The organism is Rhodoferax lithotrophicus, assembly GCF_019973615.1.
Taxonomy (GTDB): Bacteria; Pseudomonadota; Gammaproteobacteria; order Burkholderiales; family Burkholderiaceae_C; genus Rhodoferax; species Rhodoferax lithotrophicus.
In genome coordinates, this window is the sequence record NZ_AP024238.1 from 4474414 (window position 1) to 4495757 (window position 21344).

At 51.8% G+C, this 21344-nt stretch carries 16 protein-coding genes and 1 pseudogene; 9 read left to right on the plus strand and 8 right to left on the minus strand.

Annotation, left to right across the window (positions count from 1 at the left end; all coding sequences use genetic code 11):
* Positions 1 to 3: 3 nt before the first annotated feature.
* Entirely contained in the window at positions 4 to 2652 is a 2649-nt protein-coding gene (locus LDN84_RS20595; protein WP_223905442.1) for a sensor domain-containing protein, read from the minus strand.
* A complete protein-coding gene (locus LDN84_RS20600; protein ID WP_223905444.1) occupies positions 2649 to 5597 on the minus strand; it encodes a chemotaxis protein CheB in 2949 nt (982 codons plus the stop codon). Before LDN84_RS20600 ends, LDN84_RS20595 begins: the two co-directional genes overlap by 4 nt.
* Before the next feature lie 106 nt (positions 5598 to 5703).
* Here LDN84_RS20600 and LDN84_RS20605 point away from each other — a divergent pair, with 106 nt between their 5' ends.
* Positions 5704 to 6645, plus strand: coding sequence for a MerR family transcriptional regulator (locus LDN84_RS20605; protein WP_223905446.1), 942 nt, complete (start codon positions 5704 to 5706; stop codon positions 6643 to 6645).
* A gap of 58 nt (positions 6646 to 6703) precedes the next feature.
* On the opposite strand, the gene LDN84_RS20610 is transcribed toward LDN84_RS20605, so the two are convergent.
* Positions 6704 to 7225 carry an adenylyltransferase/cytidyltransferase family protein gene (locus LDN84_RS20610; protein ID WP_223905447.1) on the minus strand — a complete coding sequence of 174 codons (522 nt, stop codon included), beginning with the start codon at positions 7223 to 7225 and terminating at the stop codon, positions 6704 to 6706.
* 91 nt (positions 7226 to 7316) lie between these two features.
* On the opposite strand from LDN84_RS20610, the gene LDN84_RS20615 reads away from it, so the two are divergent.
* On the plus strand, positions 7317 to 8549 hold the full coding sequence (locus LDN84_RS20615) for an HD-GYP domain-containing protein (protein ID WP_223905448.1): 1233 nt from the start codon (positions 7317 to 7319) through the stop codon (positions 8547 to 8549).
* Between the two features lie 399 nt (positions 8550 to 8948).
* On the opposite strand, the gene LDN84_RS20620 is transcribed toward LDN84_RS20615, so the two are convergent.
* Positions 8949 to 9563 (minus strand): glutathione S-transferase N-terminal domain-containing protein, encoded by a 615-nt coding sequence (locus LDN84_RS20620; RefSeq protein WP_223913218.1) that lies wholly within the window; start codon positions 9561 to 9563, stop codon positions 8949 to 8951.
* A 172-nt stretch (positions 9564 to 9735) separates the two neighbouring features.
* Here LDN84_RS20620 and purB point away from each other — a divergent pair, with 172 nt between their 5' ends.
* On the plus strand, positions 9736 to 11115 hold the full coding sequence (gene purB, locus LDN84_RS20625) for an adenylosuccinate lyase (protein WP_223905449.1): 1380 nt from the start codon (positions 9736 to 9738) through the stop codon (positions 11113 to 11115).
* Positions 11116 to 11171: 56 nt separating this feature from the next.
* Positions 11172 to 11732 carry a YaeQ family protein gene (locus LDN84_RS20630; RefSeq protein ID WP_223905450.1) on the plus strand — a complete coding sequence of 187 codons (561 nt, stop codon included), beginning with the start codon at positions 11172 to 11174 and terminating at the stop codon, positions 11730 to 11732.
* A 336-nt stretch (positions 11733 to 12068) separates the two neighbouring features.
* On the opposite strand, the gene LDN84_RS20635 is transcribed toward LDN84_RS20630, so the two are convergent.
* The 3 genes from LDN84_RS20635 to LDN84_RS20645 form a co-directional block, all read right to left on the minus strand.
* On the minus strand, positions 12069 to 13625 hold the full coding sequence (locus LDN84_RS20635) for an ammonium transporter (protein ID WP_223905452.1): 1557 nt from the start codon (positions 13623 to 13625) through the stop codon (positions 12069 to 12071).
* A 28-nt stretch (positions 13626 to 13653) separates the two neighbouring features.
* Positions 13654 to 13992 (minus strand): P-II family nitrogen regulator, encoded by a 339-nt coding sequence (glnK, locus tag LDN84_RS20640; RefSeq protein ID WP_223905454.1) that lies wholly within the window; start codon positions 13990 to 13992, stop codon positions 13654 to 13656.
* Positions 13993 to 14427: 435 nt separating this feature from the next.
* Entirely contained in the window at positions 14428 to 15150 is a 723-nt protein-coding gene (locus LDN84_RS20645; protein WP_223905456.1) for an FxDxF family PEP-CTERM protein, read from the minus strand.
* 212 nt (positions 15151 to 15362) lie between these two features.
* On the opposite strand from LDN84_RS20645, the pseudogene LDN84_RS20650 reads away from it, so the two are divergent.
* The 4 genes and pseudogenes from LDN84_RS20650 to LDN84_RS20665 all read left to right on the plus strand — a co-directional run.
* Positions 15363 to 16244 (plus strand): annotated as a pseudogene (locus LDN84_RS20650) (YifB family Mg chelatase-like AAA ATPase); the annotation flags it as partial.
* A gap of 120 nt (positions 16245 to 16364) precedes the next feature.
* The gene (locus LDN84_RS20655; protein WP_223905458.1) at positions 16365 to 18155 is read left to right on the plus strand and encodes a hypothetical protein; all 1791 of its coding nucleotides are present in this window, start codon (positions 16365 to 16367) and stop codon (positions 18153 to 18155) included.
* 27 nt (positions 18156 to 18182) lie between these two features.
* The gene (locus LDN84_RS20660; protein ID WP_223905461.1) at positions 18183 to 18395 is read left to right on the plus strand and encodes a hypothetical protein; all 213 of its coding nucleotides are present in this window, start codon (positions 18183 to 18185) and stop codon (positions 18393 to 18395) included.
* 311 nt (positions 18396 to 18706) lie between these two features.
* On the plus strand, positions 18707 to 19756 hold the full coding sequence (locus tag LDN84_RS20665) for a hypothetical protein (RefSeq protein WP_223905463.1): 1050 nt from the start codon (positions 18707 to 18709) through the stop codon (positions 19754 to 19756).
* An 84-nt stretch (positions 19757 to 19840) separates the two neighbouring features.
* On the opposite strand, the gene LDN84_RS20670 is transcribed toward LDN84_RS20665, so the two are convergent.
* Positions 19841 to 20692, minus strand: a complete 852-nt coding sequence (locus LDN84_RS20670; protein WP_223905465.1) for a WYL domain-containing protein — start codon at positions 20690 to 20692, stop codon at positions 19841 to 19843.
* A 278-nt stretch (positions 20693 to 20970) separates the two neighbouring features.
* Between LDN84_RS20670 and LDN84_RS20675 the strand changes: the two genes are divergently transcribed.
* Positions 20971 to 21282, plus strand: coding sequence for a hypothetical protein (locus LDN84_RS20675; RefSeq protein WP_223905467.1), 312 nt, complete (start codon positions 20971 to 20973; stop codon positions 21280 to 21282).
* Positions 21283 to 21344: the final 62 nt, after the last annotated feature.

A 21344-nucleotide genomic window follows, 5' to 3' on the forward strand; every position in this document is an offset into this window, starting at 1 on the left:
GGATTAGGATTGTGCAGGTGATGCCAACCAGCGCGCTGCAAATATCTCTGCACTGAGGGCTCGATCAAACAAAAAACCCTGCCCCAACTCGACACCCAAGCAGGCGAGGTGTTGGCGTTGTGATTCGTCCTCAATGCCTTCAGCCACCAGTGTGTGGCCAAGGTTGTGGGTCATGTCCACAATGGTATGCACCAACACCGCATCGGTTTCATTGGTCAACATACCGCTGACAAAACTCTGGTCGATTTTGATCACCGACACTGGCAGTTTGCGCAAATAGGCCAGGCTGGAATAGCCCGTTCCAAAGTCATCAATGGCGACCGAGATTCCCAAACTTTGGAGTTGTATCAATCGATCCAATTGTTCTGGCGCATGATGCAGGAAGGCATCTTCGGTAATTTCAAGCTCCAACGCACAGGCACTGACTTGATGCTGGTTGAGCAGATTTTGCAAATTCTCAAGCATGTTCGGATGCTGCAAATCCACCACATTTTGGTTCACGGACAAACGCCAGCCAACTTGCCACCAACCCGCTGCCATCCACTCGCCCAATTGCCTCAGCGCCTCTTGCATGACCCAACGATCCAGGGCCACGAGCAAACCTATTTTTTCAGCCACACTGATGAATTCACCCGGCAATACCAAGCCCTTGCTCGGGTGCTGCCATCGCACCAAGGCTTCTGCCCCCATCAAGACCCCATCACTGAGGCGGCATTTGGGTTGAAAAAACAACCTCAGTTGCTGCTGCTCAATGGCTTGTGCCAGCTCGGTCTGAATAACAAAGGTTTTGTCATTCACCCGTCTCATTTCAGTGGTGTACACCGCAAAGCGGTTGCGCCCATCAGTTTTGGCATCGTACATAGCCAGATCAGCACTGCGCAACAACAGGTCAGGTGTGTCGCCATCGGCGGGGTATTGCGCCAAACCGACACTGGCCATGGGGCGATAACTCAAGTCTTGCGCCAGTTGCACCGGCTCACGCAAACGTTCCAACAAATTGGCAGCCACGGCCTGCGCCCCCCGTCCGTCTGTATCGGGCAGCAACACCACAAACTCGTCACCACCAATGCGCGCTACCGTGTCTTCGGTGCGAAGGCCCTCTTGTAAGCGCCGCGAGATTTCACGCAGTAACTGGTCACCGACCTGATGGCCCAGTGTGTCATTCACCTCCTTGAAACGATCCATATCCACAAACATGAGCGCAAAGGTTTTGCGGTGACGGTGCGATGCCGCCATCAGCTGCGCCATGCGGTCATTGAACAACGCACGGTTGGGTAATCCTGTCAAAGTGTCGTAAAAAGCCTGGTACGTCAGTGCCTGTTGTGAGTTGTGCAACTGGGTGATGTCGGATTGCACCGCAATGAAATTCAGCACCGTGCCATCAACATCACGTACCGCATTGATGGTGCTCCAAAGGGTATAGTAGTTGCCATCTGCGCGCCGGTTATTGAGCTCACCCGACCAGGTACCGGTTGTGCTCAGCGTCTTCCACATACCGATGTAAAACGCAGCGTCTTGCCGACCAGATTTGAGAATTTTGGTTTTCTGCCCCAGCACCGCCTGTTCTGAAAACCCGCTCAACCGGGTAAAAGCCGGGTTGACTCGCAAAATGTGCGTTTGCGCATCGGTAATGATAATGGCCTCTGCCGAATTCAAAAACACCGCCTCGCTTAACAGCATCTGGCGCTGCTGGTTTTTCAAAGTGGTGATGTCGGTGGAGATGCCACCCACGCCATACACCTTGCCATTCAGGTCGTGCAGCGGAAACTTGCGCGTCAAAAAATCCACCCGTCCATGCGGCGCAGCCAGATGCACCTGCTCTTCAAGCGTGATGGTGTTCTGGATATTCAGCACTTTTTGATCAGTCTCTTGATGCAATATGGCATCACGCATGGGCAGAAAAGTCTGGCGTAACTGGCCTTGCACTTCTTCGCGACTGCGACCAAGAAAATTCAGAAAGGCCTGATTGGCCATGAGCATCTTGCCATGCTTGTCAGCTGCGTAGATGAAGCTGTCGCTGGAATCAAGCAGCAGGGAATAAAACTGCTGGTCTTGCTGGCGTGCAAGTTCTGCCGTGCGATCTACCCAGAGCATCAGCACCCGGCGGTCAAGCTTGTAGTCGATCGACAAACCAATCAAATGTGCATCAAACACCGGCTCAGGTGTCGTGCTGCCTTTGACCAGCACCTGGGTCAATACTTTGGTTTCGCCCGGAGCGACATCTCGCAAAGCCGCATACACGCGAGCACGGTCTTTGCCGCCAAGCCGCGCCCACAACCGCGTATCCGCATTCACAAAGTGCTTGCTCGGCCCCAGCAAGCCCTCGGCCAATTCATTGGCATCATCCAGCACACCTTGACCATCCACCACCATCGCAGCAATGGGCATTTGCGAAAACAGGTACTGGTAGCGCTTGCGGGCCATTTCCGCATCCAGTTGTGCTGCGCGCAGCTCTTCGTTTTGCAGCTCCAGCTCCACCTGGTAGATACGCAAGTCTTCCAGGAGTTTGATGGTGTGCATTTCTATGGTCTGGGCACTGCCCAAAGCCTCCCCGCTTTTCTGGCAGGCTTGAGACAAAACGGCCTGCGCTCTTTGTTTAAGTAGCGCGAGTCGCTCTGTTTTTTGTAGCTTGTATTCTTCCGACAAGTTCATGCCTCATCCCTCTTGGCGTGTTTCCGCCATGCGGTGATGTTGATGTGACTGACGACCGCACCGGGTTGCTCACCCCCAACAGGCGACACATGCATGACAAACCAACGCTCCTCGGTGGGTGAATGGCAGGGGTATTCAAGCGTGAAATGCGTACTGCGCCCTTCAAGCACCTGGCACACGCCGCGTTGAGCGCTCAACACGGTAGGGTCATCCGGCGGTTCATGAATGTCTTTACAGACCTCCAGGTAATTGATGCCGGGGCCGGAATGTGCCAAAAACGGGTCACCGTTGTCTTTGGCAAACTTGCGCCAGGCGGTATTCACCAAAGTGATGATGCCTGCGCTGTTAAGTACCGCAATGTGCTCTGACAACGCATCAATGATGTGCTGCAAGCGCGACACCTCATGCAGCGCGGTGACATCCATGAAGGTGATCACCGCACCTTTGGCCCGGCTTGAGGGCACGCTGTAAGGCAACATGCGTACAAAATAATGCAAGCCATTGATACCCCGGATTTCCTTCTCAACCTTGTTGCCATCGGTCAGGGTGCGGTTCAGGTCGGCAATCAATTCGGGGTAGAGCAGCGTGTGGGCCAGATCGTCCAGCGGGCGACCAATATCACTGTCACGCAGACGAAAGATGTGGGTGGCATCGGGCGAAAAGCGTGTCAAGTGCATGCGTTCATCCACAAATACCGTGCCTGCGGCCACGGCCTGTGCCATGTTGTCCAGGTCGGCATTCAGGCGGTTGAGAATATCAATTTTCTCCTGATATTCGGCATTAACGGTATTGAGTTCTTCATTCACCGACTGCAATTCCTCATTGGAACTTTGCAGCTCTTCGTTGGAACTCATCAGCTCCTCGTTGGTGGACTGCAGCTCTTCGTTGCTGGTTTCCAGCTCCTCCACCGTGGCCTGCAGACTCTCGCGGGTGGCACAGAGCTCACGCTCGAGCAGCTCCATCCGCTCGGTGGTTTCAGAGTTCACATCAATAGCGGTGATGGCCTCGGCAGCAGCAGGGGCGAGCAGTTGCTCAAACGCCAGCAAGTTCAGGCGCTCGCCCTCAAACTCTTCTACCGGCCAAGCGCTCAAACGCACATATTCCACCTGGCCATCGTGATTGGTAAAACGCAACCGGTCTGAGTTGACACTCACACCTTCACGTCCGGCTTTGAACAGCAAAGCCACCGCCACCGGCACCAGTGGTTCGGGCAGGATACGGCTAAGCTCCAGGCTGGCATGGCCCTCACGCAAGTGCAAAAACTTGGCCACATTGCCATAAGAATGCAGCAGCTCTTGCCGGGTATTGACCAAAATCGCCGCAGGTGGTGCAAAAGCCTGCAGCAGCGTACTAAAGCCTTGCTCGACCGCCGTGTGTTTTACCCGTGCGTGACGTGTGCCTGGGCTGCTGGTCGTCAACGTCGGCGTGTAGCCATAGCCAGAACCCTTGCTCATGTCCAGCGGCTGGTTCAGCGGCTTGACCATTTGCCAGATCTTGTGTCGGGCACTGATCGGGGTGAAGTCTTTTTGTAACCCAGCAAGCGACTCACTGGAGCCCAAAAACAGATGGGCACGCGGCAGCAGCGCGTATTGCAGGCGCTTGAGGGCGCGCTCTTGCGCCTGGGTTTTGAAGTAAATCAATGCGTTACGACACACCACCAAGTCCATGCGGGTGAAGGGTGGGTCTGAGAGCATGTTGTGCCGGGCAAACACAATACACTGTCGCAATTCGTTTTTAACCACAAAGCTGTTGCCGCGTTTGACAAAAAAGCGCTCCAGTTGTTGCGTCGAAACCTCCGCCGCAATCGACTCCGGATAAGTCCCCGCGCCAGCAAACTCAATGTTTTGCTGCTCCACATCGGTCGCGAAAATTTTCAACGTGGGCCACCGCTTGAGCTGATCAAACGCCTCCAGAAACAGCATGGCAATCGAATACGCTTCTTCGCCAGTAGAGACCGCCGCTGCCCACACCCGAATCGTATCGCCACCCTGTTTGCGTGCCACCATGGGATCGATGATCTGGCGACCCAAAATCTCAAAGGCTTCACTGTCGCGGAAAAAACTGGTCACCGGTATCAGCATTTCACGGCGCAGAATCAGTACCTCGTTGCGATCATTACTCAGCAGCTCCAGATAGGCATCCAGTGCGATCACCTGACGCACATTCATTCGCCGCTCAATGCGACGCATCACTGTTCCGGTTTTGTATTCCTGAAAATCGATGCCACCCAATTGCAACAACAAGCGCATGATGCCGTTGAACGCAGCCTCCGGGCTGAGTGCCAGTGCCCGCCCGACAGGCTCCTCCATGGCTACAGCGGCTTGAACAATCGGCTGGTTGGTGATGTGCGCCAACAGCCGCGCGCCAATCTGCCCCACCGGCAAAATGGCATCCACCAGACCGGTGGCGATGATGGAACGCGGCATGCCGTCAAATTTGGCATCTGCGGGATCTTGCGCAATCAAAAAACCACCTGCATCATTGATGGCCGATGCACCACGAGTGCCATCAGACCCGGTGCCAGAAAGCACCACTCCGACCGAACGGGCACCATGGTGTTGCGCCATGGATTTGAAGAACACGTCAATTGGCAACGTCAAGATACGCGGGTTTTTGGGCGTGAGGGTGAGTTTGGCCTCCCCCATGTGCATGATCGAACCCGGTGGAATCAAGTACACGTGATTGGGTTCAATCGACATATCTTGCTCAACCATCACCACAGGCATGGCTGTGTGACGCGAGAGCAAATTGACCATCATGCTTTTATGATCGGGCGACAAGTGCTGGATAACCACAAAGGTGGCTCCCGAGTCGCAGGTCAAGCCGTCAAACAGCTTCTCAAGTGCTTCCAGACCGCCCGCCGAAGCGCCAATCGCCACAATATCGGCGGGGGCCTCAGGCGTGGGGGATGCCCTCCGCGCTTCATTCACTTGCTTGGAACACATATGAAATTTTTAACTCCAACGAAACCGGATAACTCACCACAAAAAGCATAGTGGCAATCCCTGCATTATCCTCATTTACATATTTGTCCTGGACAAATATCAAAGCATGACACAGATCAAGATTCCAGTCTTCAGCCAAGCCCAAGTGGAACAACGCACCGGACTCAGCCGCGAAGTGCTGCGCAAATGGGAACTGCGCTATGGTTTCCCACAGCCAGGAAGGGGTGCGCGAGGCCAACGCCACTACAGCTCAAACGATGTGCACAAACTTGAGTTGATCAGCCGATTGCTCAGGCAGGATCTGCGCGCTGGTACGCTGGTTGCTTTGCCCGTGGCGGCCTTGCAAGCCCTGCATGATGAATACAGTACGCAAACTGGCCAAAATCGCCCCCCCCCCGAGACCTTGACGCAGGCCACACACACGCTGCTGGAAAGTTTGTTGCCTGGTCACAGTCTTGAGGCAACAGGTTTGTTTTTGCAAAGCCAATTGCTTGTGCATGGCTTGGACAATTTTGTCGCTCACCTGATGCCGGCCTTCAATCTGGCCGTGGGCGAAGCCTGGCTCGACCAGCGTTTGAGCATTGCCGCCGAACACCACTACACCGCCACGCTGCGCCAAGTGGTGCTGCGCGCCTTGCCCGAACCCAGCCTGAATATCAAGCTGCCCCAGGTACTGCTCACCACACCACCAGGTGAGTTGCATAGCCTGGGCTTACTGGCTCTGCACGCCCAACTGAGCCTGGAAGGGGCGCACTGCATCAACCTGGACTGCCAACTGCCTGCCACGGAAGTGCTGCGTGTCGTGCATGATTTTCAAGTGGGGGTGGTGGCAGTCTCTGCCAGTGGGTGCATGCCTGCGCTTGAATTCACACACTATGTGGATGCCTTGACCCGCACCCTGCCGGAAGATTGCACGCTTTGGCTCGGGGGGCAAGGTTGCGCTGCATTGAACCTGAAAGAGGGCATGAACTGCACCCTGTTCAAGGATACCAGCCAAGCCGTTAGGCACTGGCTGAGTCTGGCCAAAGCACATCGCGAATGTGTTTGACGCTTCTTTTTAAATAGCATCCAGTGCTTTCATTACAAGCACCAGAAGGCAATTCTTCTTACAAACCGCGAATTTTCCTTACCAAGGCTGTCGTGGAGTAACCTGCTACAAACGGCAAGGCTTGAGCCCGACCGCCCCAGGTGTGGATCAACGCCGTTTCGGGCAGTTTGCTCATATCGTAATCACCTCCCTTTACCAGCACATCCGGGCGCACCAGGCCAATGAGTTCGAGCGGCGTGTCTTCATCAAACCAGGTCACCAGACTACTGCTGGCCAAGGCAGCAATCACACAAGCGCGATCCATTTCATTGTTCAGCGGCCGATCAGCCCCCTTGCCCAGGCGGCGCGCCGAGGAGTCGGTATTCAACGCCACCAGCAAACTGCCCCCCAAGGCTCTGGCTTGTTCAAGGTACATCACATGACCGCGGTGCAGCACGTCAAAAACCCCATTGGTGAACACCAGGGGACGTGGCAATTGGACCAAACGCCGCAGCAAATCATCGGGATGGCACAGTTTGTGGACAATGAGTTGCTCCGCTTGCGGAACGCTAAAGGCAGAATGTAGTGGGGTTTCAGACATGTGCTTGATGCTATCAGTTCACACGGCACACTTATGCTTGCGAACTGGGCAAGTATTTACAAACAGCGCCATTGGCATAATCCAGTCCCATATGAACCTGATCCCCATCAATATTGACTCCATCGTCGTCGGCCAGCCACTGCCGTGTGCGCTGCGCGACGAAAATGGCGTGTTATTGGCCGGCAAAGGTTATCTGGTCAACAACCGGCTGGAACTGCAGGTGATGCTGGGCAGGCGGGAGAACGTCTACATTGATTTTGACCAATCAGATAACTTTCGCCGAGCCTACGTCAACAGGCTCAACAATCTGGTGCTGGAAGACCGCGCCATTGGTCAAATAGCCGATATGCAAATGTCAGCCTACGGTGCCAAAAGAGCAGCCCAGGCCGAGTTCAGCGGCGACCCTGACTGGCTCGACCTGCAAACCCAAGCCCATGGCATTCTGCGTGACACCAATGGAGATACGTTCCTACCCCGACTGGAACGCTTGCAAACCGCGCTGGAGCGCTATACCCTGCGTAATCCTGATGGAACCCTCTTTGCATTGATCAACCTTGCCGCTGGCGAGATACGGCACTACAGCGCGACCCACGCGATGCTGGTGTGTGTGGTTTGTTCTGTGGCTGCGCGTGATGTCCTGAAATGGCCCGACGACCAGATCAAATCCATGTGCAGTGCAGCGCTCACCATGAACATTGGCATGACCGATTTGCATGACCGGCTGAATATACAAATTGAACCCCCCACGCCAGAGCAAGTCAAACGCATTGAAACCCATGCACCTCGCTCGGTCGACATGCTGCAACAAATGGGGGTCACTGATGACTTATGGCTTGAAGCGGTGTTGAATCATCGCGCCCAAGTGCCCGGCCCTTTGGCCAAACGTACTCCTGGCAAGCGACTGGCACGGCTGATTCAACGCGTTGACATGTTTGCCGCACGCCTGTCGCCCCGTGCCTCACGCCCACCTGACTCGCCGGCAGCGGCCATGCAGTCGTGTTATTTCGATGAAAACCGCCAGATTGATGAGGCCGGAGCGGCCTTGATCAAGGCCGTGGGCATTTACTCCCCAGGCACCTATGTACGGCTCAACACCCAGGAAATTGCTGTCGTGGTTAAACGTGGTCTCAACACGACCATGCCCAAAGTAGCCGTACTGATCAACCGTCATGGGATGGTCACTGGTGAACCGATGTTGCGCGAAACCAGCCAGACCGAATACCGCATTGTGGCCAGCGTGCCGCATCGAGATATCAAAATAAACCACAATCTGGATCGTTTGTTGGCGCTCACCAAACCATCGGCCTCTGATCGACCCTGGTAGCTGATCGATTTCCCGTTTAGCAAACTCTATTGCAGACCTCGACGGTGCATCGGGTGGTCAGTCATTGGAAATCTGACCAACCCCGTTCAGTTAAAACTGCGACTACTCTGAAAGTCTGGTCGTGCGCCGGGTGACCACCAGGCCCGCACTGTGGCGAAGATACAGCGACAACCTGTACAGCGGTATTGGCCCGTAGGCAGCAATGCACCATTGTCTGCCCGCTCAATCACGGACTGATAACTGGTGGAACCACAATCCCGGCATTTGTAAACAGTTTTGTAAAAGATTTTTTTGATCATTCTCATGTGGTTGCACTTTAGCGCGACCTTTTCATTTTGAGAAATTCAAAAATGCAAGCAGACGTAACCCATTTGACGGGCTCTAACAAGATAACCTTCGTCAGCAAGGTTGGGTATCGATAAAACTGGCGCGCTGCATCAGCTTGTCATGCAGTTTCAGCAGGTTGGGAAACGGCTCACGCCAATTGATTTCTGGAAACCTAAAGTCCAGGTAACCCAATGCCACGCCCACAGAAATATCGGCCAATGTCAGGTGAATGCCTACGCAATACGCTTTGTCACCCAAACCCTTACTCATGGCCTGCAAGGCCGCATTAACCTTGCCCAACTGGCGATCAATCCAGGCCTGGCTACGCTGCTCTGGTGTGCGTTCACTCCAAGTGGCTTCCAACCGGGCTAAAACTGAAGCATCCAGTACGCCATCAGCCAGCGCTTCCCAAGTTTTAACCTCGGCACGCTCTCGCCCTACACCAGGAATCAATTTGCCAACTGGTGACAGGGTGTCGAGGTATTCCACAATCACGCGCGAATCAAAAATGGCCTCGCCACCTTCCATCATCAGACATGGCACTTTACCCAAAGGGCTGGACTGTGTAATGGTTGTATCAGCAGACCACACGTTTTCCAGCACATAGTCGTAGTCGAGTTTTTTCTCTGCCATGACCACGCGCACCTTGCGCACATAAGGGCTGGAATTAGATCCGATGAGTTTCATAGCCATGTGACAGTTTTGAAGTTATGGATGTTGTAAGAAGCGCTTCATTCTATACAGGCATGGTTTCTGAAAACTTATCCCCTGATTTTGTGCCACAAGGCCGCGCCGACAAACACGCCAACTGTCGACATGCTTGCTGCCTTGTCCAGTGATGCGCCCTACAATGCCGCGCATGACTACCTCCGCTATTTCCGCCCTTTCCCCGCTGGACGGCCGTTACGCCGCCAAACTTGCCAAATTACGCCCACCCATGAGTGAGCAGGGTTACATGCATCGGCGTGTCCAGGTTGAAGTGGCCTGGTTCATCGCCTTGAGCGATTGCGGCTTTGCTGAATTTAAGCCACTGACACCAGGTGCCCGTACTTACTTGCTGGGCTTGGTAAAAAACTTCACCGAGATTGATGCAAAAGCCATCAAAACCATTGAAAAAACCACAAACCATGACGTGAAAGCAGTGGAATACTGGCTCAAATCCAAGTTTGAAGGCCGTCCCGAACTGGTTGCGGCGCAAGAATTTGTGCACTTTGGTTGTACCAGTGAAGACATCAACAACACCAGCCATGCACTGCAACTCAAAGCCGGACGTGACTTGGCTCTGTTGCCAACAATGGATGCCATCATTGCCAAACTACGCGAGATGGCTCACGCTTTTGCGACGGTTTCCATGCTCAGTCGCACGCACGGTCAAACGGCCAGTCCAACCACCGTGGGCAAGGAAATTGCCAATGTGGTGGTCCGCTTGGTGGCCGCGCGCGAGAAAATTGCCAGCGTCAAACTGATGGGCAAAATGAACGGCGCGGTGGGCAACTACAACGCACACTTATCCGCGTGGCCAGAGTTTGACTGGGAAGCTTTTAGTCGCAAAGTCATTGAGACCCCTGAACCCTTGGGCTTGGGGCTGACATTTCAACCTTACAGCATCCAGATCGAGCCACATGACTACATGGCAGAACTGTTTGATGCTGTGGCGCGTGCCAACACAATTTTGATTGACTGGTCACGTGACGTATGGGGCTATGTTTCACTCGGCTATTTCAAGCAAAAACTGCGCGATGGCGAAGTGGGCTCCTCTACCATGCCACACAAAGTTAATCCGATTGATTTCGAAAATGCCGAAGGTAATCTGGGTCTGGCCAACGCTCTGTTGCGGCACATGAGCGAAAAACTACCCATTTCACGCTGGCAACGCGACCTGACAGACAGTACCGTGCTGCGCAACATGGGTGTGGCTCTGGGTTACGCTGTACTGGCTTACCAGTCACTCGCCACAGGCTTGGGTAAATTGGAAATTAACGAAGCTGCAATTGCCGATGATTTGGACAGTTCATGGGAAGTGCTGGCAGAGCCCATTCAAACCGTGATGCGCCGCTTTGGACTACCACAACCCTACGAGCAGTTGAAAAAATTCACTCGTGGCGAAGCCATGACACGTGAGTTGATGCAAGGCTTCATTACCGGGCTCGATTTGCCTGAAGCTGAGAAACAGCGTCTGCTGGCGATGACACCGGGAAGCTACATTGGCAAAGCAACAGAACTGGCCAAGCGCGTATAGCACCATCCATCCTGTCTCTTGTTGCGCGGCACATCGGGTGTCTATTTTGAAAAAACATGGCCACCAAATCAACCATCTTCAAAGTCAATCTGCAAATTGCCGACATTGACCACGGCTACTATGCCGATCATGCGCTCACCCTTGCACGCCACCCCAGTGAGACCGATGAACGCATGATGGTTCGCCTGTGTGCCTTGGCGTTGCAAGCCCACCAACTACAAGACATGTGCGGCGGTGACGGCACACTGGCTTTTGGTGCAGGCCTGTCAGATCCCGATGAACCTGATGTCTGGCTGCGCGATTTCACCGGACAAACCCGGTTGTGGATAGAAGTGGGACAACCCGAAGACAAGCCCCTAAACAAAGCTTGCAGCAAATCTGATGCTGTTGTGCTGTACGCCTTTGGTCACGCCGCTGACATCTGGTGGCGCAGCATCGAGGCCAAACTAACACGCCTGAAAAACCTGCAGGTCATGCGTATTCCCAGCGCAAGTGCACAAGAGCTTACGCCCCTGGCACAACGCAGCATGAGCCTGCAGGCGACCATCCAAGAGGGTGCATTGATGCTAGGTGACGGTGTGCATAACATTCATATCGATCCGATACGCTGGAAATAAACGTCCCGCGGCACTCTTCTCTTTTGCCGCACCTATTCTCAAGTTTTATGTATCAAGCAGGAGAGACACCTGCCCTGCCACCCACTCATGTCGCTGCGCATGTCATCTGCATACGCGGTTCATTGAATACAAAGGGTCAGGCCAGAACTTGGCTTTAGTGCCCGCCAGATGAGCAGTCACCTGTCACACCCTTACCGGGTGAGTAGAAGACTTTGATCTGCATGTAAATACGCCCGCATAAAAAAACCGCCGAAGTCTTGCAACTTCGGCGGCAATGACGTTTAAACGTCCTCCCTGTTCAACTGCAGACCCACGGGTCTGCAGATTTCTCTCTGATCACCGGCCGTAAGCAGCCTCGCCATGAGATGTGACATCCAAACCTTCGCGTTCGCTCTCTTCAGAGACACGCAGACCAATCGTCAGATCAACAATCTTGTAGGCCACGAAAGAAACCACGCCAGACCAGATCACGGTGGTCAATACGGCTTTGGTTTGCACCCAGACTTGGGCTGCAATAGAGTAATCAGCCGATGTCACCATGGATGCTGTGACCCAATCAGCCACATAACCAGGACCACCCAAAGCTGGGCTATTGAACACGCCCGTCAGGATAGCACCCAAAATTCCGCAGACACCGTGCACACCAAACACGTCCAATGAGTCGTCAGCACCCAGAATCTTCTTCAGGCCATTCACGCCCCACAAGCCAGCGAAGCCAGACAGGAAGCCAATGATCAAAGCACCACCGATACCCACGTTACCCGCAGCGGGTGTGATGGCCACCAAACCGGCCACACAACCAGAAGCAGCACCCAGCATGGAAGCCTTGCCACGCATCAGCGTTTCACCGACACACCATGCCAACACGGCAGCCGCGGTGGCACCAAAGGTGTTGATAAAGGCCAGAGCCGCAAAACCGTTGGCTTCCAGAGCAGAACCAGCGTTGAAACCAAACCAGCCCACCCACAGCAGAGACGCACCCACCATGGTCAAAGTCAGGCTGTGAGGAGCCATGGATTCCTTGCCATAGCCAATACGCTTGCCAACCATGTAAGCACCGACCAAACCAGCCACAGCAGCATTGATGTGCACCACGGTACCACCAGCAAAGTCCAGTGCGCCAGATTGCCAAATATAGCCAGCCTTGGCATTCATCGCGTCCACCACGTCTTTGGCACCGTATGCATCCGGGCCCATCCAGAACCAGACCATGTGTGCAATGGGAGCGTAAGAGAAGGTAAACCACAGCACCATGAAGGCCAACACAGCAGAGAACTTCATACGTTCAGCAAATGCACCCACAATCAAGGCACCAGTGATACCTGCAAACGTTGCCTGGAAGGCTGCAAACACGATTTCAGGAATGTAAACACCTTTGCTGAAAGTGGCCCCATTGGCAAATGTTCCTGCCGCATTGTCCCAAATGCCTGCCATGAAGAGTCGATCAAAGCCACCAAAGAAAGCATTCCCCTCTGTGAACGCCAAGCTGTAGCCATAAATGAACCACAACACGACGATTAATGAGAACGTCACCATGACTTGCATCAGTACAGACAGCATGTTCTTGCTGCGTACCAAGCCGCCATAAAACAACGCCAAACCTGGAACGGTCATCAGAATCACCAGCAAGGTGGAAACCATCATCCAGGCAGTATCACCTTTGTTTGGAACGGGCGCAGCGGCAGGGGCGGCGGGCGCAGCCTCACTCGCGGCGGCGGCAGGGGCAACTGCTTCAACAGGTTTAACCTCGGCAGGCGCTACAACGGCAGATGCTGCCACTGCTGCGGGTGCAGCCTCAGTGGTTGCCGGTGCAGCCGGGGTTTGAGACAAGGCAAGACTGCTGCCAAGCAGCAGACCCAAGCCCAAGGTAAGGGATGCAAGTAGTTTTTTCATGTCAGTGACCTCTTGTCTGATAGTTCGTTTACAGCGCCTCTTTACCGGTTTCACCGGTACGGATGCGAATAACCTGCTCAACGGGTGTAACAAAAATCTTGCCATCCCCAATCTTGCCGGTGCGTGCAGCACCCTCAATAGCTTCAATAACCTGGTCAACCAGTTCGTCCGCGATGGCGGCCTCAACCTTAACCTTGGGCAAAAAATCGACCACATATTCCGCACCACGGTACAGCTCAGTGTGACCTTTTTGACGACCAAAGCCTTTAACTTCAGTCACAGTAATTCCCTGCACGCCAATGCCTGAGAGTGCTTCGCGCACCTCATCGAGCTTGAAGGGTTTGATGATGGCAGTAACAAGTTTCATGCGAACTCCTTGGATAAGTAAACGTCATTCATTCCAGGTTTTTGAAGCTTCATAAGCCCTCCAACAGTTGGGTTGACAGTTCACTAAAGCAGGGTTCATGCCAGTTTTATCTTCGATTTGAAGAAGCAGGAATATCCAACCGATACCCATTCAGGGACAGATGGAAGCCAAGAGATGTCATTCAAGCCAGTCGATACCAAATAGCACCGAATTGGTGCATATCAAACCCTCTCAGATGCGCATGCACCCACCTGTCTAGCTCAAAACAGTGCAAACGGTTTTCTCCAGATTCGCAATCGCCCGCGGCCCCCTTGTCGGGTGGATAGAAGACTTTCACTTGTGTGCAAGCGCCCCGGTCGAGCGCACCATAAAAAAACCCGCCAAAACCGTTAAGGTTTTGGCGGGTTTTAAAAAATCAGATCAGCTGCGGGAGGGTCAGGCTTTCTTGGATTGGCGACGGCGAGCAACTGCACCCAAGACACCCAAACCAGCCAATAACATGGCGTAGGTTTCGGGTTCTGGCACTGCCGCCACGGTCATGGAACTCAGGTAAAACTGCGCGCCACTATGTTCGCTGTATCGAATATAGAAATCTTGACCAATTTTGTTCAGCGCCACTGAACCAGCTAAGTTTGTACGGGTCCAAGACAGGTTATCAAAGCTGTATTCGAATTTTTTGTCAGAGTCGAAACGCGCATTGTGACCATCCGAGCGCAACCCAATGGCAGAAATAGTGACGGCTTGGTTAAAGCTCAGCTTGAGCGATTCTTTGGCGGTGATGTTGTCATCGCTATTTTCATTCTTCAGGTGATACACACCCAACCCGGCACCGGTAAAGGTTGCATTGTTATACGCTGGCTCATGGTCTTGCACCACAGCCGCACCATTGCCAAATGCACTGCCATTGTAAGAAGCCATCACATTGACGACGAGACCACCACTGGCAAAACTCAGTGTCCCATTCAGCACCGAGCTGACATTTGAGCTGCATTTGTCACCACCGGTACAACTCACCCCATTCGTCGGCAAGAAATTACCTGCACCGCCATTGGTCAAATTGGCAAAGTCAAAAACGGTTTGCGCATGTGCAGCAGACATTCCAACCAACAACACCGCGCTTGTGACGACAGCTTTCAAAAAATAAGGCGATTTTTTCATGACGACGGGGGGTTAACTTTGCTTACAAATGGTTACAACAAGCTGCGATTCTACGAAGGCTCACGTGATTTTTGAAAACTGACAGACCTATCTTTTCAAAAACGGTGAAAAGTATGCAACACACCACACATTCCAGTTTTAAAATTCCTCAAACATATGTATAGATAACCAGTTATCACGCCAAAGTGGCGGTGGTTAAAAAGGAATCCCAGATGAGTCTTGCATTGGTGCAAAGTCGTGCCCTGTTGGGGCTGGAGGCTGCCGCCGTCACCGTGGAGGTGCATTTAGCCAACGGATTACCTTGTTTCACCCTGGTGGGGCTGGCCGACGTAGAAGTCAAGGAGGCTCGTGAACGGGTTCGCTCAGCCATTCAGAATTCAGGTTTGGAATTTCCCAACAACAAGCGTATTACGGTGAATCTGGCTCCGGCCGACCTGCCTAAAGACTCTGGTCGCTTTGACTTGCCCATTGCCCTGGGCATTTTGGCTGCCAGCGGACAAATTGACGCAGCGCAGTTGACCAACTATGAGTTTGCGGGAGAACTGTCACTCTCAGGCGAATTACGTGCTGTACGCGGGGCCTTGGCCATGAGTCTGGCGTTACACGCCAGCCATGTCTGCACGCAGTTGGTGTTACCACCCGGCAGCGCCGAAGAAGCCGCACTGGTGCCAGATGCCCAGGTTTACCGGGCGCAGCATTTGCTGGATGTGGTGCAGCACTTTTTACCCGCTACCTCCCCAAACACCAGTGCAGAGCCCGGGCCAGGCTGGAGCCGCATCATGCCTGAGCCTCAGCTGCGTGTGGCCAGTTATCCTGACATGGCCGATGTGAAAGGGCAGCTGGGTGCCAAACGTGCGTTGGAAATTGCCGCCGCCGGAGGCCACAGCCTGTTGTTGATAGGGCCACCGGGGGCCGGAAAATCCATGCTGGCCCAGCGCTTTGCTGGCCTCTTGCCAGCCATGAGCACCACAGAGGCCCTGCAAAGTGCCGCCGTCGCCAGTCTGGGCGGGCGTTTCACACTGGAACATTGGGCGCAACGCCCGATCTGCCACCCACATCACACGGCCAGTGCAGTAGCCCTGGTGGGCGGTGGCGTGACTTTTCGAAATCGTTGCGACGTTTTCGGAATAATTGCGACAAAATAGCTCAAAAATCCCAGAAGATTGGGACATCCCTGCATTGCACGGATGTCCCTTCTTATTTTGGAGTTTGAGATGCGATTACCTTTTAACTTCGAATTAGCTCGCGCAACCAAGCAAGTCAGTCTTAAAAATGTCTTTGAGAATGATTCAAGAACATTAATGGTTTGGCTTCACACGCACATCACCAAAAATAACAGAGCCCACTCGCAGCCGAATGTCAGGGTTGCTTTCCGGGAGGTTTCATCTAGTGAACTGTCTGATTACATTGTGTACAAAGATGCCCCGATCACAGCATTAGGTCAACTTCGCATTGGCGGTGTTTGGAAAGATGGTTTTTGTCGCTCTCAAGCAGTTTTCAAAGAAGCTAACTTTGAAGTTAATTTTTCAGAAGATGGTTGGAGATTTACATCTTTTAGCAAAAAAGAAAACCCACCGTATGACTGGAAAAGCTACCCCCTAGACTACCAGCTAGACAAAAACCAATTTCTTGAGTTCACCTTAAAAGGTGGCCGCAGGCTTGTAGTTCCGTGTCTTGAATTTTTCTATCGCTGTTACGGGCGATCAGCAGAGATCAAGCGTGTACTAACAACTTATCCCTGGTATGGATCAAATGAGTCGCATTTAAGCAAACTTTATGCGGAACTAGGCGAGCTTGAGGAAGTGAACAAGTGGAAGGTCAAGTTGAGAAAAAGGTTGGTTCTGGATGACGTGCTTCTTTTGGCGCATGCAAAGTACGAACCGTACACCGAGCGAGTCTTACGAAGAATTTATAGCCAAATCGAGTCAAGTCACGATGCAAGGTATGCGCCTAATGTCTTCCTAGAAATACAACCCTGGCATCAGGGTAAAGCAACACTCAAAGTTAGGGGGATTCAGCTTAATGATGGTTCATTTCTCGCATTGCAAATCGTTGGATGCAGTGACCCAGAGGGAAAAGCAATCGAACGTGACAGAGAAGAATTGCAGAAATTTGATGGCTTTGACATTGACGGTTCGGGTGGTGATGTCCAGGCAGGCGGTCATGTTCGCAGATTTAAAAAAACACCATTCATTGTTGACCTGACAGGGGGTGAAGAGCCAGATTTTGGTAGTGGCTCCACGGAAATTTTGGACACCGAATTTGAAGTGGTTGGCAAGCGGCGGGTTGTGATAGATGTCAGGCGAGATCGTGCAAAAAGTGGCGCGGGACAGAGAGGTGGAAGTAGTGTCACACCGCCATCGGTTGTTTCTGGAGGCGATCCCTATGGCCGTGGAAAAGGTGTTGGACAAGCCTTAATTCATGCAAAGCAGGTGATGGAGTCCCATGGCATGTTGAGGGACATGTGGAATGCGATGTTGTACTTAAAGCAGCAATATCCAACGAAGATTCAGTCTGTTGAGTGGTTTACTTTTGAGTCAGGGTTTTGTAAAGACCTGGAACCAGAACTTATTGCATTGACTCCATATAAGGATGATGACGAGACAGTTGATACCAAAACACGTCACTGGCTGTACCTTGACGTTGACAGGAAAGTGCCCCGTGGCGTCTTTGTTGCGAGATTGAGAGTTGGGTTCAAAACTGTTTTTATCGTTGAAATTCAACGACGCACCCGTCAAAAGCAAGACGATGTTGGAGTGACAAAAGAGTCAGAAGAGGCATTCAAAGGGTTAGCCTTTATTTTGGACGAAGAGCCGACACTTGAAAAAGTCTTGGTCACGTTGCTGTCTGAAATTAGAGCGGTTCGAGGGGTCATTCGGAATATCACAGGGGAAATTTCGGGTAAGGCGCTCACGTTTAGCCATAAGTCATCGGGTAGCGATGAAATATCTTGCCAGGCTGCGGCTGTTAACGCGCTTGGGAAAATGGGGATACGCCTTGATTAAAGGCAGCCCATTTTGGAGATTTGCGCAATGAATTCCCGCAAGCGAAAACGGGCTATTTCAGTAATTACGATTGGTGGTTTACTGCTGGATTCCCTGGAATTATTTGCCTCAAACTTTGACAAAATAGAACTGATGCTTCTGTCTTTGGGGTTTGTATTTTGTGGCGCAGTTGCGTTCAGATTTCAACAACAACGGGCGCATCGGCAATTAGATTTGAGGTGTGATTCAGCGTTGTGGTGAAATTTTTCCGTGGTTTTGGAGCCAAATCCGGCTGAATGGCCCCCACAGTTTTTGTGGGGGTCAGATCCCTTTCTAGCGGCTACGTGGCGGATTATTTCCACGCCCCCCGCCCGACGGTACATTTGGAACTCGACTCGGCCAATTTGGGTTGTTAGAAAGAATATTAGACTTCAGCACTGAACGGTTCATGTTGCTCTCCATTAATTTGGTAATCAACGAGATATGTATCTCGGCGTGAAGAACTTTTCTCCACAAGCAGCATTTTTTCGAACTTGGCAATCTCAAAGTTCCGTGAAATGGAAAATTCGGTCATGACGACCTTTTTTGATGCGCTGGCAGTAAATGGCAAGACCGTTTCTGAAAGGCTCGCGCCAGACTTCTGGCCGGTCACGCTTCTCCGTGAAATGGCTCTTTTCAAAGATGCACTCGGGCTAACGCCTAACGTCGCGGCTAATCCAAGTACAGACTTTTTGTTTCGCTTATTGACACCCTACAGATCGCACCGAGCCTTTTTTCGTGCAATGGCCGGGGAAGAATTCAAAAACTTGGAGAACTTGCTGCTGGGCAATTCTGTAACAAGACTTCGGACGATCCAGGATTTATCAAAAAAACTGGGGCTCCCAGGAGAGTTCTTGAGATCACTTGCCGGTGTTGGGAATAACAAAGAGTTGTACCCCGAGGCACTGCGGGCGTTCAGGATTGTTGAAGGCTTGCCATTTCTCATATTTAGATCACTTATGTCACACAGGGTGAATTGTCCCCATTGCGGAGCAAATCTACTATCCGATGAAGACCCATGGTGGCAAGTTCAAACCATACGTTGGAATCGACCGGAATACATGTTTGCGGAGCGACTGCTACAAGCCGTCGTTGGGGGATTTCTCGGGCATGTATTGTTGTTCCGATCTAATGAAATTCGGACATTTGATTTGGAAATAGGTTCAATGGTTTCCCGAACCAGACATCCTATGGCGAATTGGCTGTGCGAAGTGATGAAGGGGTTTGGCAGCAAGGATTACTACGAGTTAGCAAATCACTTGCCGCTAAATGATGCAGCCCCGATCACGCAGGCTCGTATAAGGAAATGGGCCGCAGGCGCTGACCTAATGCCACTCGAAATATCAAAATTGATATTGTCGTGCCAGACGCAGAATAAATTGCTAAGTCGCCAACTCGTTGTTGCAAGATCATTTGCATTTGTTGAAGACTTTTTAATGGCGGCAACTAGCGTCGAACCTGTACCTGACAGTAAGCGGAAGGTGCGAGAAATTGTGTTCAAGCGTGTACAGAACTTGGCTCAAAAGGTTCAACTTCGAATCAACCCAAATCTGGTTGTTTCTCCTATCAAGATTCTGTCTTAGGAATGCATTCTGGATTCGTCCCGGCATGATTGCCGAGGTGACTTGTGAAACTAGGAATGTTTCAAGCTTCAACAAATTCTGTTGCTAGTTTGCCAATGACCATTTGTCCACACCGCGTTCAATCAACTCACTCTTGTTTGCAAGAAAGAGTTGGTGTGCTTTCGGGTTTTCAGTGGCCTTGTCGGTGAAATCAACGTGCCAATGTCTAAGAAAGTAGCCGACCAAGCATGCTTTGAGTTCAACCAGTTTGACTCCGTTTTGCATTTCGTAGTCGAACGCAGTAGTTTTCGGGAATTCGGATTTTGGGTGTGGCACAAGTTTTATTTGAACTAGTGTGTTCCATTCCGCGTCATCCTTCAAACTTTTTGTTGACGCAGACCCCTCAGTTGCCGACTCAAAACGTGTCAGGTTGAAGTCTTTGATTTTGTCGTCCAAATGATCAAAGCAGCGTACATGCCAGCGTAATCCATCATTTACCAAAGCCAAAGGCGAGAGCTGACGCTCCTTATTTCCGCTTGTGTGGGACCAGTACATTGCAGACATTGTCCGCTTGCGGTGAATACATCTAGTAATCGTTGCGACAAGTGGCAAAGAGAGCGCTCGTTTGATGTCACAGTTGATCCAGCTGGGAAGCTTTTTCCCATGCTCTGAATCTAAAGCAATAGCCCGTGCGCCCGCAAGTGCGTGTAGAGCTTGTTCAATGTCGTGGCTGAAATGGTGCGAAAAATCTGACAGCACATAGCACTTACGCTTTAGGTCATAACGTAATGTGTTGGGAGAAAGCTCTGCATAGCGCGAAAGGTCTTTTGTTGCAGCCGGTTCACTGATGCCGAACCTGACGACAAGGTCTTTACGACTTACTTGGCCTGTAAACAGTGCCAAAAACTCCAGGTAAAACAAGCGTTCATCCTGAATGTCATGCACTTGTTTGTTCATGCTTGATCCTTTTAAAGCTTTTTATTGTACTTGTCATGCGAAAATGTATAACGTGATAAAAAACAACATGGTCATAAATAGTATTGCAATAAGCCGATTTTCAGTTACATTACGGATCAACAAATGAATCTTGTTGGTTGCGGGTCGTTGCCCTTGTCTTCGGGTGAATGCAAGTTCACTTGCATGTCACCAGCTTTTATAGGAATCAATGTCATGAGCAACGGCCAATCAGAGCAACCATGCTGTGACTGCGGCACATGACAACAAAGGATCTTGGTATGGTTGAAAGCATTTTTTTATTTCTGATTAATCCGCCAAGCAGACTGCGAATGTGCGGCGCACTATTGAGTGGTGTAAGTACAGGGCTCATCGTGATTGGTCTGTATTTGCGAATTGGGATCGTCGCAGCAGACATTATTCGCAGTAAAGCCAAGATCGATGGAGGTGATATGACACTTGCCAGTTTGTATCCGGGGCTTCCCACTTGGTGCATACCTGAATCACCATCTGCATTTTTTATGCTGCTCGTGCTTTTTTGTTGTGGCGTTTACGCACAGTTGGTCGCCAAAAAGTTCAATAAGTATCTTTGAAGGGATCAAGTCATGAGTCCAAATACACGTGCATGCATTGTGTTTGTTACAGGCAAGGTCAT